This is a genomic window from Paenibacillus sp. FSL K6-2393, from assembly GCF_038002545.1.
Taxonomy (GTDB): Bacteria; Bacillota; Bacilli; order Paenibacillales; family Paenibacillaceae; genus Paenibacillus.
This window is the reverse complement of sequence record NZ_JBBOCU010000001.1, coordinates 5,244,345-5,258,065: the sequence shown is the minus strand read 5'-3', so window position 1 is coordinate 5,258,065 and position 13,721 is coordinate 5,244,345. Positions and strand designations below refer to the sequence as shown.

General features: G+C 35.0%; 16 protein-coding genes and 1 pseudogene. All 17 read left to right on the top strand.

All coding sequences use genetic code 11. From position 1 onward, the window contains the following. Positions 1–52 precede the first annotated feature (52 nt). The 17 genes and pseudogenes from MHI14_RS23330 to MHI14_RS23250 all read left to right on the top strand — a co-directional run bounded on the left by MHI14_RS23330 (position 53) and on the right by MHI14_RS23250 (position 13,593). On the top strand, positions 53–469 hold the full coding sequence (locus MHI14_RS23330) for a hypothetical protein (protein WP_341131330.1): 417 nt from the start codon (positions 53–55) through the stop codon (positions 467–469). A gap of 37 nt (positions 470–506) precedes the next feature. Further along, positions 507–1,097: a hypothetical protein gene (locus MHI14_RS23325; RefSeq protein ID WP_341131329.1), complete on the top strand. Its 591-nt coding sequence runs from the start codon at positions 507–509 to the stop codon at positions 1,095–1,097. Between the two features lie 207 nt (positions 1,098–1,304). Continuing rightward, positions 1,305–1,613, top strand: a complete 309-nt coding sequence (locus MHI14_RS23320) for a hypothetical protein (protein ID WP_341131328.1) — start codon at positions 1,305–1,307, stop codon at positions 1,611–1,613. 26 nt (positions 1,614–1,639) lie between these two features. Next, positions 1,640–2,029: a hypothetical protein gene (locus MHI14_RS23315; RefSeq protein ID WP_237176392.1), complete on the top strand. Its 390-nt coding sequence runs from the start codon at positions 1,640–1,642 to the stop codon at positions 2,027–2,029. Between the two features lie 107 nt (positions 2,030–2,136). Then, positions 2,137–2,568 (top strand): DUF4279 domain-containing protein, encoded by a 432-nt coding sequence (locus MHI14_RS23310; protein ID WP_341131327.1) that lies wholly within the window; start codon positions 2,137–2,139, stop codon positions 2,566–2,568. A 170-nt stretch (positions 2,569–2,738) separates the two neighbouring features. Continuing rightward, positions 2,739–2,969, top strand: a complete 231-nt coding sequence (locus tag MHI14_RS23305) for a hypothetical protein (RefSeq protein WP_341131326.1) — start codon at positions 2,739–2,741, stop codon at positions 2,967–2,969. Between the two features lie 224 nt (positions 2,970–3,193). After that, positions 3,194–3,685: a hypothetical protein gene (locus tag MHI14_RS23300; protein ID WP_341131325.1), complete on the top strand. Its 492-nt coding sequence runs from the start codon at positions 3,194–3,196 to the stop codon at positions 3,683–3,685. A 103-nt stretch (positions 3,686–3,788) separates the two neighbouring features. Then, entirely contained in the window at positions 3,789–4,163 is a 375-nt protein-coding gene (locus tag MHI14_RS23295; protein WP_341131324.1) for a hypothetical protein, read from the top strand. A 17-nt stretch (positions 4,164–4,180) separates the two neighbouring features. Next, positions 4,181–6,079 carry a serine hydrolase domain-containing protein gene (locus MHI14_RS23290; RefSeq protein ID WP_341131323.1) on the top strand — a complete coding sequence of 633 codons (1,899 nt, stop codon included), beginning with the start codon at positions 4,181–4,183 and terminating at the stop codon, positions 6,077–6,079. A 318-nt stretch (positions 6,080–6,397) separates the two neighbouring features. Continuing rightward, positions 6,398–6,652: pseudogene (locus tag MHI14_RS23285) on the top strand (WXG100 family type VII secretion target); the annotation flags it as partial. A gap of 30 nt (positions 6,653–6,682) precedes the next feature. Continuing rightward, positions 6,683–7,636 (top strand): WXG100 family type VII secretion target, encoded by a 954-nt coding sequence (locus MHI14_RS23280; protein WP_256716856.1) that lies wholly within the window; start codon positions 6,683–6,685, stop codon positions 7,634–7,636. 12 nt (positions 7,637–7,648) lie between these two features. Further along, the gene (locus MHI14_RS23275) at positions 7,649–7,957 is read left to right on the top strand and encodes a hypothetical protein (protein WP_083678964.1); all 309 of its coding nucleotides are present in this window, start codon (positions 7,649–7,651) and stop codon (positions 7,955–7,957) included. 548 nt (positions 7,958–8,505) lie between these two features. Next, complete coding sequence (locus tag MHI14_RS23270) at positions 8,506–9,486, top strand: DUF262 domain-containing protein (RefSeq protein WP_341131322.1); 981 nt, start codon at positions 8,506–8,508, stop codon at positions 9,484–9,486. After that, complete coding sequence (locus MHI14_RS23265; RefSeq protein WP_076290092.1) at positions 9,476–10,024, top strand: hypothetical protein; 549 nt, start codon at positions 9,476–9,478, stop codon at positions 10,022–10,024. Before MHI14_RS23270 ends, MHI14_RS23265 begins: the two co-directional genes overlap by 11 nt. Before the next feature lie 407 nt (positions 10,025–10,431). Next, entirely contained in the window at positions 10,432–11,763 is a 1,332-nt protein-coding gene (locus MHI14_RS23260) for a TIR domain-containing protein (RefSeq protein WP_341131321.1), read from the top strand. 216 nt (positions 11,764–11,979) lie between these two features. Further along, positions 11,980–12,924 (top strand): hypothetical protein, encoded by a 945-nt coding sequence (locus MHI14_RS23255; RefSeq protein WP_076290091.1) that lies wholly within the window; start codon positions 11,980–11,982, stop codon positions 12,922–12,924. Between the two features lie 255 nt (positions 12,925–13,179). Next, complete coding sequence (locus tag MHI14_RS23250; RefSeq protein ID WP_341131320.1) at positions 13,180–13,593, top strand: hypothetical protein; 414 nt, start codon at positions 13,180–13,182, stop codon at positions 13,591–13,593. Positions 13,594–13,721 lie beyond the last annotated feature (128 nt).

The following is a 13,721-nucleotide window of genomic DNA, read 5'->3' as shown; positions in this document are numbered from 1 at the left end:
GATATAAGAACACTTTATGAAATTCTCGATAAAACTTTTTTGGGGAGAACTGATGAAACCATTACAAATTATCAAAATGCCTCCATACTTTAAGATTCTAAATTGTAATATCACCGAGGTTCTAGATGGATTACTAATAGAAGATAATTCTATTTTATTTTTAGACATTTACCATGAAGAAGATCTCGATACCTACTTATCTAAAAATAAAGTATTAAAGTTAGATAATGTGATACAAATAATCGATAACTCAAATAAGATGAGTTTTATACCATATATCAAATCCAAGAAAGATTTATTAGATCAATACAGGTACCAAGACTGGGACTTTTCTTGTATTGTCTTTGATAAAAATTTAAAGTGTCTTTTCTACATAAGAGGAATAGAAGATGCACGAGAGAATGGAATTAGAATAAAAGAAATGGAGCCAAACTTATATAATAAATATTTTTTTAATTATCAAGAATAGAAAGTAATTCTTAAGTAGATGAGTAAGGAGGGACATTATGAAGCTTTTTCGTGGAAAAGAAGCCTTAATTCAAGGTACTGATCATATAAAACCTTCAATATATACGCCTCTAGGAACAATTGAACTTTCTCTTGCTGTCTCCAGCGAATGTTATCTTCCTACTCACTGTGCTCAGCTCAAACATGGCGGCACACTATACCAGTATTACTACGACTTGTTTGATTGCGAGTTATTGCTCTGTAATCTGAACCATAATCTTTCTTCACCTCAGGAAGTAGACGAATGCTGGGGGGCCGTATTTAGAATCAAACCCAATGCATATCATCAGATAAGCACGTGTAGCTTTTCTGCTTCGTGGAAAGAGGGATACAGCTGGGAAGATCACGGAGCTGACACGGGAGAAAATCTTGAAGCTGTAGAATATGAGAATGAACAATACCGTCTACACATAGGAACTCAAGAAAAACCACTGATAATGCGAAAAAGAAACCAAGGTGATATGATTCCTAAATTTCTTGCTTTAAACTCTGATTTTGAGAAGTATAGTTCTGTCTTACATTCTGATCAAGGCGTTGAAGTACCTATGATACAGATGGATTCCGCGAGATATGCCAAGTACATTTTTTGATAGCGTGGAAGAGAAAAATAGAAGGGGATATTTCTACTTGGTTAGCTGTAGACCAGCCCACCAAAGAAATCTTAAAGGAAGAAGATATTTGGTAAACGATAAACGAAAATAGTATATAAAGAACAAGAGATACATCCTTGATCAAGTAGTGGGAGAAGTATATATAGGATATTTTTGGTACGTCTAAGGTAGAAGGAGAGAATGGATATGAACAACATAAACTCTCATAATTGCAACCTAAATATAAGGTATGACCTGCCTGATGAAATGTGGGCTAAAGTTTCTAAAGTATATGAGCATATGCCAGGGTGGATTGGTTATAAAAGTGGAATTCCATATTGGTTTGGAACTGAAGAGGATGATGTCTTCATTGAAGCATCCGTTGAACCTAGTGGACTATCATTTTATGCACAGATGGATAGCGATGTATGGATGTCTTGGATAGAAACATTTAAGTTGGAAGCGACAAAAGTGTTGGGTTTTGATGTTGGTGAACCTGAAGATGGATATGTGTGATGAAAGAAGGAGGATAAAAAGAAAAAATGATAAACTCTATTAGCATTGATGAACGGAATGGGACCACATTTAATGAAGAGATCGTTATGAACCCTACATGGGCAGACAGTTTACGTTTTTTGAGAAAACTCGATGGAGATAAATTTACATTAGTTTTTTTTGAGGTATCTGACACAGGTTCAGCATTAGTTGGAGGCGGACCGGAATATTTTGTAGTGTCTATTACAATTGATGAACATATATATACGCTTATGAACGATAATCGGGGAAATAGTGAAATTTCTCTAGTTATCGGTGGTCAGTTAGGAAATTATTGCGATAACATTTGTATAGAATTAATACCCATGCTTGAAGTACTAAAGTATTTTTATGAAACTGGTAAACTACACGAATCACATCAATGGAAGCAAGAATAATAATTACTGGTCAGTTAGGGTTCTTCGGCTCGTAAATACCAAATGTTATGTGCAATTGTATTAAAAGAGTTGGAGTAGCGGAGGTCCATACATCCATTTTTAAAGAGGTGAAACTCCTGAAAGACAAAACTGAAGTAATGGCTTATTTTAGCTTGTTTGGAGATGTATTCGATCCGAATTATGTAACTTCAATACTTAAAATTGAACCTACGAATACGGCTTATAAAGGCGATATGATTAACAAAAAGCATCGAATAAAAGAAACATCATGGACATTAGGTACGGATTATGAAGAATCATTAGATGTGAATCACCAATTAATAAAAGTAGTCGATATGTTAAGAAACAAAGCAAAAGAGATCAATTCGATTCGGATTGAACATCAATTAAGCACGAAATTTTTCATTGTAATAAGAATAGAAGAGGGGGAAACGCCTGCTCTTTATTTCGATTCTGATTTTATTGAATTTGTTAATATGATTCATGCTGAAATTGATGTTGATTTGTATGCAAATCCATATAATGAAAAATTGGAATAAGAAATATAGTTTTTAAAACACGCTTCGAAGGAATGGACATCAGATAACATTGTGTAGGAATGAATGAACCTTAGGATCATCAATATCGGATAACAAAGTGTTTATGATGTGGGACAGGTATCATTTTTGCTGAAAATAGTGGTGTTTCCTTAAAGGAGGATCTTAAAGAATTGAGAAAACGGCATTCTATTGAAAAATCGGAGTGGTCAGAAACAAGAGAGAACCAGTATCACAAATACTGCAAGGATATTGTATTTTCATTTGGAGATAGACTCATTGAAGTGGATGGCACGGTTTATTTGAAACGAAAAGAAGTCGAGATTAAGGTAATAAAACCGCTTAAACGAAAAACATTTTGGTATGAAACATGGCTAAGGATCAAAGAAATCTACAATACATAGTCTAATGAAATTCAACATGATCGCTTAAGAGCCAGTGAAGGTTGATTAATCATTTTGTGAGTAATATCTGGAGGTAATTGAATGACGATAATTTGTCTCGAAGGTGCCAGTTCTGTAGGTAAAAGTACCACTTGTCAGCAGTTCGCTACACAATATGATGCATTTATTGTTCCAGAAACAGGGTTCCTTTTTGAATCTCCTCAACTTGAAGGTAAGGAACTTATATGTGGTTGCTGGAGAGACAAATCGATAGATGGCATATAGCATATGAGAAGAATCAACAACATGAGTATGTGATTTTGGATGGCGATATTTTTAAGATTTGGTACAGCTGGATATATGGTTATGAGCATCTATCTTTAGATGAAACAGCAAACTTTTTTAGAAAGAAATTATTGGAGAATGAAATCTCATTACCGGATGCTTATGTACTATTCTGGGCTGAAGAAGACGGGCTGCGCAAGAGAAAGGAGATGGATCAGACAAGATCCAGAAGAAATTTTGATAATCATCTGCGCATGATTGAACCTCAAATGAGATACTTCCATTACCTTAATGAACTGGTACCAGGATATGTAGGGATTCATAAAGCAGAGACTGTAGCAGATAATATACATCATATTGTAAAGCATAGCGAGACATTACCGCACATAGAAAAACGAGAGATCGAGATCTTTGATAGAGTAATTGATTTTTACAAGAGTACTACTCCTTAATCTTAGTGTGGCTTTTGATATCAGATCTCAAAGCTACTCTAGCTGTGTCTTGGAACTGAACAAATACTGCGACCCAAGGAAAAAGAAATATGTGAGGTGAGTTATGGGCGTAAGAAAAAAATATAAACGTAAAATCGTTCGCTCCAATCGATTATTTTATTGGTATGTTGAACCGGATATTGACGATGAAGGGATAATCAAATTACATATCGTTTCTGAGGATAAGAAGTTAATCGTCACTTATGAAGTGGGACAACACAGTATCAAGAACAAGACCCCATTTATAGTCATCATCGGAGAAGAATTCGAAGGCTGGACGTTAGAACATATAGGATACAGAAGAGTACTAACACCGCTATGGAGCGATGAGATCATCACGCCAAGATTGATAGGTGAAATCATTGATTGGTGCCTCTTGAAAGACAAAGAAATAAACATCGATAATTGGAAAGGTGAAATTCTCCGACCTCTCTCCTGAATGGAGTGTAATTGCATTTGAATATATTTGGAGCCACGTGGATTCTTTTGAAAACGCATACTCAAAAACAAGAGATGAAATTACCATTTAATATAAAAGGAGAGAAGATAATGCAGATGAATTGTAGACATCACACGGTAAACAAAGTAATCGCTTGTGTTCTGTCATTCATATTTATCATGATGGCAATAGCGGTACCCGCCCACGCTGAAGAGAAACAGGTGGAAACTACACCATCCAGAATTCCTTTATCCAAGTTAGAGGAAACGATTGATGCTTATGTTGCCTCGTATGAGAAGTATACCGCTGCCGTTTCGGTTGTGGCTATCAAAGACTGTGAAACCATTGTGAATAAGGCATATGGTTACGCAGATATTGAGAATCAGCGAAAGGCGGATACCTCTACTGTTTTTGAATGGGCTTCCATCTCGAAACTGTTGGTCTATACGAGTGTGATGCAGCTTGTCGAACAAGGAAAGCTTGATTTGGAGACGGATATCCAAGAATATCTGCCAGAGGGATTTTTTAAAAAGCTGAAATACGATGAACCGATTACCCTAATGAACCTGATGCATCACAATGCGGGTTGGGAAGATCAAACAGCGGCCGAGGTATTTTATTACTCCGAGAATGAAACGTTAGAATTAGGAGAAACGTTGCGTAGAAATGAGCCGAAACAGATCTATAAACCGAATAGCATAGTGGGTTATTCGAACTACGGCGTTGGCTTAGCCGGTTACATCGTGGAAGAGATAAGTGGCCAACCTTTTTATGAATATGTCAATCAACATATTTTCGAACCGCTTCATATGAACGACACCTCGATTCATCCAACGGGGCAAGATCATCCAGACCTAGCACAAAGAAGAAATGAGATTGAAGGGTATACGAAAGATTTGAAACTGATCCCTGAGAACAGAGTATACGTTACGTTTTATCCTACAGGGGCAGCCATAGGGACAGCAGAAGATTTAGGCAAATTTCTTGCTGCGTTGATGCCTGTAGATGATAGCAATGTATTATTTAAAAATAGGGATACGTTAAACGAAATGTTGTCGACAAGTCTCTATTATGACGGGACTTCGATTCCGCGATTTGCGCATGGGTTCGTTGAGATGGAATACTGGGTGCCTACACTGATGCACGAGGGGAATTTGAAAGGATTCTCCAGTAAACTTGTCTTTGATCCCGAATCTAAATTTGGGATGGTGGTCATGACAAACCAGTCTTTTGAGGAAATTTATTATTATGGACTTATCAAAGAAATTTTTGGTGATAATGTCAATTCTAATAGAGTTACTTCGGAGGGGGGAGGGTATTTTCAACCCGCACGGCGGGCAGCCGCTAGATTTACTAATTTATTTACGTTTCTCGATATAACGAAATATACAAAAGCTGATTTAGCAAAGTCTTATAATGTTGTCGAGTATAATGGTATTATTGAGAAAATTTCAGTCACTCCTTACATTGATTATTTGCCTGTATCGAATGTAAAGGTGAACTTAATTAAGATATCTCTTATCCCTGTTGCACTAGCCATCATTTTCAGTTTAATTGCTTTGATCGGCTATTTAATCCGGATGCTTCTTAACAAGCTATATAAACGAGGGAATCCTAATACCAATTTTAATAAATATCATCTTGCAATTAACTTGGCTGGTGTGGCACTCCTTCTTAATCTTTTCATCCTACAGACGAAGTTGAGGTTTCCTAATTATCCTGGTTATTCTTCGATACGCATCAATTTAATGTTTAACCTACTATATGTGGTTCTAGCAGTGGCGTTTCTTGGCTTGCTTATGTACAAACTGCGGAAGAACAGTTACAGCAAAAAGCAAAAGGTGATGTACATCATGTCTGGCCTCTCGGCATTCATCTTGGCTGCTTTTGTTGTGGGATGGAATTTGTATGTTTAGAAGGGCAGAAGCTAAATATAGATATTTCAAACATTACAAAGGCTTGCGGATGACTCCTATATATAAGTGATATTAAGTGAGGTCAATTACAAAGACATAAAGACAGCAGTTCCTTATCGGGACCTGCTGTCTTTAAATTAGTTGGACAAGTATATAAACAAAGTCAAAGGTAACAACAAAAATGATCAGGGCTCTAGTTTAGATCCTTCACTGGCTTATTGCTACAGGTATTTGACAGAGGTAATAAATGAACGGTAAAATCCAGATATTCCCTGAATTCAGAAACTAAATATTTCTTTAGTAGGTGTGAGGTATTCTATGACGAGAATTATGGTTACGACAGAGCAACTTTTCGCAATTAGTAAACAGTTCTCTACAGCTTATACTACTCTTCAACACATGAATGAAAGTCTTCTACGAAGCATGACTGATATAGAAGCGAACTGGGATGGGAGTACTAGAGAAAGGTTCTACTATGATTTCAAGAAGTCACAGCTTGTTATGACTGAAGTTGTCACACTTATGAGTTCAATATCAACTGTGTTACATAACCATGGAGAACGATTTCTCCAAGCTGATCACGAGTCGGAAGGGCAAGTAGACATGAACTGTTTACCACCACCCCCACCGAATGCTTGTGGCCCACAGGAAGGTGTAGACGATCGTAATGCAGTTGAGAAGTCTGTAGATAGTTTAAAAGAGCTAGGACAAGCATTTATACAATCGGCAGACGACCGATATAAGAAGAGATATGATAGTGTAGGCGGATTTCTGGATTACTGGACATTTGGTATTCCGAGTGGACTCGTAAACGGGTATGTTGATCGAGCTGACAAAGCTTTTGAGTCGCCTCAAGACACACTGAACTGGTTGACATTTGGAGTCCATGGAACGATTAGAGAAGCCGTTTTACCTACAAATGCTTGGTCAAGTGAACATTGGGCAAGTATGCTTGGTACGGGTGGTATGGTATTAGGCGTCAGCTCTGTTTTCAAACCTAAGCTGCATATCGATACCCCTGTCAAATATGAGGGGGCAGTGGATTTTAGACAGATTTTAAGTGACGGACAACGCAATGAGCTTCCGCTGACGGATAACCAAAAGATTGAGATAAAGAGTTACTTGAACAAGCTTGATTTCCCCGAAGAAAATATCTTAATTGCACAACCTGGTTATTATGATACCTGGAATACAGGCATGATGTATAATCGCTTGGTCATCAATACGGATGTCTTACCAGCAGCAGCCCCGGGAGTAGGGACTTTGAGTGCGAATACACGCATTTCAATGAATGCTACACTAGCTCACGAGATTGTTGGGCACTATGAGGCTTCTATCGCAGGCAGATCGTTCCCACTTTATGATCTTCCTCCTGAAGTCATCAAAAGAAACTATGCTCTTGATGAGGCTCAGGCAAGTATCCGGGCAGCAAGGTTTGCTCCTGAACTCAATTCTACTGAACGGTATGCTTTATTGAGAGATGCGATGGTTAGACTTCGTAATGCCGATCTCAGAGTGCGAGATGTCAAAGGCGAGCTATTCATAGATCAGAGATAAGGAGGCCATATAATGGAAACTAAAATGCTGTTTGGCGTGGGGTTAGTCTTCGATACTCCGGAATTCGGAACCATCGTTATGGGGGCTAATGAAGAGTTGGATGAACTACTTCCTTCAACAATCAAAGAGATGATCGGTAAACAGATTATGATTAAAACAATGGATGGGGAAGAGCAGATATATGATGTTATTTCTTCTCAAATCAATCATTCGATTGTTGGTAAAAAGAATATCGGTATATGTTTAGGGAAAGGGATATCACCAGATGAAATAGTAGCTGGTTCAATGGTTTATTATTATTCATTAGAACAAATTGATTAGTAGTGTATCTCCGGTAAAGAATTAATAAGGCATCGGAAGGTCGCTTGTCTCCCTACGGGATGAGAAAGGCCTTCCTTTTTGTTTTGACATTTGACATTGAAAATACTCGACGTATTCAAAGTTCATTGGATCGTAGGGATATGAAGAAATGTGTATAAAATAATTTTCCCTTTTTCACCAAATTTTTCTTCGCATAAATCACCTCATAGGTTATCATATACGTAGTTCTGATATCAGTTAGGATTTATGATATTTACGAAGTACATAGATTAGATGTTAAGCGAAACTTCGAAAAAGAATATTATAAATACAAAAGTACAAATAACTTAAATGATAAACAATGGTGGCATGAAGAACCAACTAAGTGTATTCAGGATCGAAGAAGACACGGCAAATGTAGAATAAACGAAGTAAACTTTTAACTGAGACAAACTTACTATGCAAGTCAGGTCGACCAACAGATAACTTTAAGGATGATATTTAACATAGGCATAAGTATTTTAGAACAAGTAAGTGTTTAAAAATATCAATGATTCGGAGGCTATTATATGTATCGGGAAAATTATAATCCAATAAAGACGATGAATATTACAATGTCTGTGAGTGAAATTTTAAACCAATTACAAGAGAAAATCATAACTTTTGATGAGAATTTAGAGCGTAGCGTACGATGGACTGAATCCAAGCAAAGTTTGTTTCTCGATTCTTTAATGAATGATTATCCAGTGCCTAATTTATTTTTCTATGAAGAAGAATACAACAGATATACAATTATAGATGGTATTCAAAGATTAATTTCATTATATTATTTTGCATTTGATCATTACAATAAAAAAAATATGGTCACTTTTCAAAAACATACATTTAAAGAACTTAGTGAGCACGAGAAAAATAAATTTTTAATGGCAAGGATTCCAGTTACTATTGTAGCCTATATGGAAAACAGCCAAGACGTAATTACAGATATCTTTTATAGATTAAATATTGGTGGCGAAAGCTTAACTAGTCAAGAACTACGAAATCGTATGTTTGCTGGGGATATGCTGAAAGAAATTGAAATCCTTAGTGAACATTACCTATGGAAAAATCTCTATCGTGGCTCAAAAAATGATAGGTACAGAGATTACGAATTAATACTTAAATTCTTTACAGTTATGGATAAACATTTTAGACATATTACTACATACAAATCTAATGACGAAATAGATCATTTTTTACAAGATAATAGGTTTAATAATAATAAAGCTCAAAGTTACAGTCAACTATTTCTTAATACATTAGATTTTGTTGAAGGTCGTTTGGGCAGTGAAGTTTTGATACAAAACGGCAGGTTTAGTCTTGCTTTGTATGATGCATTTATTATACCGATTGGATTGCTTATTAGAGACGATATTAGAGTCGATAATTTGAATGAAAGTTTTAATAGATTAACTGAAATGGTTAGTAGAGGTGAAATGAAAGGGAGAAAAACAAGCCAAAGAATTAATATTGGTTATAAAATTCTTAGCGGTGATCTATATGAATTTTAATCATCCTGATATTGATTCATATTATAATAGTTTTCTTCGAGAGCTGATGAATATTGAGCAATTTACAATAAGAACTGCTAACGATGTGAAGATTCGATCAGTATTAAATACAGATGTGTATACAAAAGCAACAAGGTTTTTAGAAGGTTCTGTTAAGCACATAATTTATACTAGTGCAATGATAAGAGGAGATAATGACACCTTACTTCAAGAACTTGTATCAAGATTAAAATCACTCAATAACCCTAAATTTGATAAGATCAAAAACATAATAATGACGGAACTTAATTTTGACATTGAAGATGGTTTAAGATGTAATGCATTTTCTGGAAATGATAAAACTATGTTGGATGAAATTGTGAACAACAGACATAGAAACGTTCATGCTTCTGAAGATGTGTCAAAATGGTATAATTCCAACGCAAAAGACATTGAAAACTTTAAGATCGAATTCGAAGGTATGATAAAAATTTTATCATATATTGATGGAGTTCAATTTAATAGCACTCAGGGGAGTTTTATTCGAGTATTTCCGTAATATGCGCTTCATAATTTACAGGCTAATAAATAAGGAGGTCTTCGTCGTCAATAATAAAAAAAAATTAAGCGAAACGAAATTTCTGACAAGAAATATTTAAGACAGTGTAGAAACTGAGAATTGCTAAAGGGTTGACAAGATAGTTAGAGTAGACTCGGAATTTGAGTTGGCACTGAGATGAAGAGACAGACGATGCAATTCAGCAAAACGAGGTAAAGGGATGGGATAACTCAGGAAGTCCGAAGCAACGCTTAACATTATATTCATGCATCGGGCATAAGCCCTTGGTCCGGTAGAGGAATTTCGGGGAAGCAAATGCGGCCGGACAAGCCTGGCATTCGCCAGGCCTCATGAATACTGGAACGTTATATGCAATAAGTGCAGAATAAAAAAAGTAGGCAGGTGCAATGATGAAAGTTTTCATTAGTTACAGTCATGATGATAAAGAAATTGCTGCTTCAATTGGGAACATTTTAATGAATGCTGGTCATGATATTTGGATGGATATATGGAAAATAGATGTTGGAGATAACATTATAGAAAAAATTAATAAGGGTATAGAGGATGCAGATGCAATAATAATGATTTTAAGTAATAGTTCATTAAATTCTAAATGGGTATTTCGAGAGTTTTCTGCTATGGTCTTAGGTGACCTCTCAAGAGAAGATAGGAAGATTGTGCCGGTAGTAATTGACAACAGTAGTGTTCCAAGTTATTTGTCAAATTATAAGTATATAAATTTAACTAATAATTTTGATGAAGGAATGAGAGAACTACTTAGTGGGTTATCTGAGGAAAAGAAGAACAACCAATCTACAATCGATAATGATAAATTTTATGAGAAAGCTCAGACAGAAGATAAAAAAATATTAGCAAGATCATTATCTGAAGGAAGATTAACATTAGTTTGTGGAGCTGGAACATCAGTGAGTGCGGGGGTACCAACGTGGAACGTACTACTAAATAAATTATTGGAAGCAATGATGAAAAGGATTTCTAACAATCATAATATAAATATCAACTTTGAGAACACTAGTGATTTCAATGTTAAATATTCAAATCTAATTATTGGAAAATACCTGAAAAATAACTTGGGGAATGAATTTCAGGATGAAGTACGGAGAGCGTTATACTCGGGTGATATTACGTTAAATGATACAATTGATGCAATTACAAATTTAGCAAGACCTCAAAGAGATAAGCGACCACTGGATTCCATTATTACTTTTAATTTTGATTCTCTTATTGAAGAGAATTTGAATAATAATAATATCAAAAACAAACCAATATATTGTGAGGGTATTAAACATAAATCAGATGAAATACCCATCTATCATGTTCATGGATATCTCCCACGATTCGGAGACATTCCTCACGAGTCGAAAATAGTTTTTAGTGAGGATTCCTATCATAGTCAATTTATCGAACCATTCAGTTGGTCAAACCTTATACAACTTAACAAATTAAACCAGAACACTTGTCTATTTATTGGTTTAAGTTTGACTGACCCTAATATGAGACGATTGTTAGACGTTTCTATAAGAAAGAGTCCAGATAAATTACTTAATCACTACATAATCAAGAAACTACCAATTATCTATAATCATTCCAAAGAAGAAGTAGACACTCTTGCTTACTTCTTAGAAGAACAGGATGCAAAGGAATTAGGTCTGAACGTGATCTGGATAAAATCGTTTGAAGAGATACCTCATATTTTGAACGAAATTAATAATCAATAGGAATAAGGCTGAAAGTATCTCAAGGATGCACCTTACTTCATATAACATAATATTCACGTATCGAGCATACCCCCCTCGGTCCGGAAGAATTTCGGGGAAGCAGGAGCAGCCGGACACATCCGCCTTCGCGGACGTCGTGAATACGGAAACGTTATATGCAAGCTAAAAGAAGAAACAAAGATAAATATTTAATATTTACTTTAATGGGAGGAAAAAATGAATTTCTTGCAAATGAACTATTGTGAACATTGCGAAACAAAAGAGTGTGAGTTTCCAGAGGTATCATTATTTATGGAATGGCTTCAAACTAAAGAAGGAGTGAAATATGAACATCATGATTGTCCGGACAAGGTAATTAAAAATTTAGTTACAGCGGATTTCCAGTTCAAAAATACTGTTAGTAATGAATTACTGACAATTGAAGTTAAACAACTTCATCACGCTTTTTCTCAAAAGAAAGTTAAAGAGGAAAAAAACATTGCGCTTTCAAAAGGCAGGGATTTAATAAACGGAGCTTTTGAACAAGTGACAAATATTATAGATCGAAAACTTTATGATTATATCAAAGATAACTTTATTGTACATATGCCAATGGCTATAGTTAGTGAAAAAGAATCACAAAAAATAGGTGAGGAATTATTGAGTTTTTTTCGAACTGAAAATTTAAATTTGTATAACGGTAACTTCATCTACGAGAAAAAAAGAAATAAAGAAATTAAAAGAATAGAAATTAAATTTCAACCTCTTACAGATGAAATAAGGCAGCTGGGAGGCAAAGGTATATATCAATTATTTCCTGTAGATCCAAATGAGATGGCAGGAATAAGTTTTTCTGAAATCTGGGAGACTACTTGGGATGTCAGTCATCTTACAAAGAAAGTGATTAAAAATCTAATTAAATCTAACAACAGTTTTATAGAGATAAATGAAAATAGAATTATGTTACAAGTGATAGTATTTAAATACGGACTGGATCTTAATTTAATGAATATTGATTATTTTAATCATTTTATTTTTGTTTTAAAAGAAGAAATGAATAAGCATAAATCAGAGTTTAAAAAACATGAATTTAATTTTGACAATGCTTATATTTGTCTCTTAGTTGATGGAGTTGATAACACCAAAAATTTTGAAGTATTAGATATCACAAAGCTTTTATGAGATTCATTATCTTGATAAAAGCTTGGATATACGCTTGACCAAAATTATTCCTGGAAAAAGTGATTAAAGTTAAAAGGATTTCAAAGATAATTAGGCAGCATATAACAATATACTCACTCTGTGGACATTCGTCCTTGGTCAGGCATTCGCCGGACACTCAGCGTGCGCTGAGTCGTGAATACAGGAAGGTTAGACGAAAGTTCTGTAATATATTATTTACAAGACCTAAATTCAAATTAATTGGGAGGGCTTGATTTGTCTAAGAATTTTTCAAAAGAAGAACTTATCAATATGGATGTAAATACATTCAAGTCACAATTAGGTGAGCATCTTTACACAGATTACATTCAATACCTTATTAGAAAACACAAGAAACCACAAATTGGAGAACTTTCTTCTTACTATTTGGACCTATTCTCAGATGATCATGAGAAATGTAGACAATCAATAGGACATGAAATTGAATCAATCGGGACAGAATTCTGGAGATTAAAAGCAAAGGATGTTTTTGATTTAGTAGGTTCAAGATTTAATACTTGGGATGAGGCTGTTACTGATTCGCAAATAATAGATATGTTTCAGAATATATCTTTTTTATATGCAGCGAGTTGTTATATAAATAAGAATTTTAGTAAGTCTATTGGTGTAAAGATTGGAATATTTTCATAGCGAATTTAAATTTATTTATGTATCTCGATGAGGTCAGAACCTTCGTCTAACAACATATTCGCGTTGTGGGCCATGCGGCTCTTGATCTGCCAGAAGTATTTTATGTGTAATTGATAAAAGAATATGAG

Coding starts and splice junctions, on each gene's coding strand:
- MHI14_RS23330 (WP_341131330.1), top strand. CDS start 53: ATGAAACCATTACAAATTATCAAAATGCCTCCATACTTTAAGATTCTA.
- MHI14_RS23325 (WP_341131329.1), top strand. CDS start 507: ATGAAGCTTTTTCGTGGAAAAGAAGCCTTAATTCAAGGTACTGATCAT.
- MHI14_RS23320 (WP_341131328.1), top strand. CDS start 1,305: ATGAACAACATAAACTCTCATAATTGCAACCTAAATATAAGGTATGAC.
- MHI14_RS23315 (WP_237176392.1), top strand. CDS start 1,640: ATGATAAACTCTATTAGCATTGATGAACGGAATGGGACCACATTTAAT.
- MHI14_RS23300 (WP_341131325.1), top strand. CDS start 3,194: ATGTGGTTGCTGGAGAGACAAATCGATAGATGGCATATAGCATATGAG.
- MHI14_RS23295 (WP_341131324.1), top strand. CDS start 3,789: ATGGGCGTAAGAAAAAAATATAAACGTAAAATCGTTCGCTCCAATCGA.
- MHI14_RS23280 (WP_256716856.1), top strand. CDS start 6,683: ATGAACTGTTTACCACCACCCCCACCGAATGCTTGTGGCCCACAGGAA.
- MHI14_RS23275 (WP_083678964.1), top strand. CDS start 7,649: ATGGAAACTAAAATGCTGTTTGGCGTGGGGTTAGTCTTCGATACTCCG.
- MHI14_RS23270 (WP_341131322.1), top strand. CDS start 8,506: ATGTATCGGGAAAATTATAATCCAATAAAGACGATGAATATTACAATG.
- MHI14_RS23265 (WP_076290092.1), top strand. CDS start 9,476: ATGAATTTTAATCATCCTGATATTGATTCATATTATAATAGTTTTCTT.
- MHI14_RS23260 (WP_341131321.1), top strand. CDS start 10,432: ATGATGAAAGTTTTCATTAGTTACAGTCATGATGATAAAGAAATTGCT.
- MHI14_RS23255 (WP_076290091.1), top strand. CDS start 11,980: ATGAATTTCTTGCAAATGAACTATTGTGAACATTGCGAAACAAAAGAG.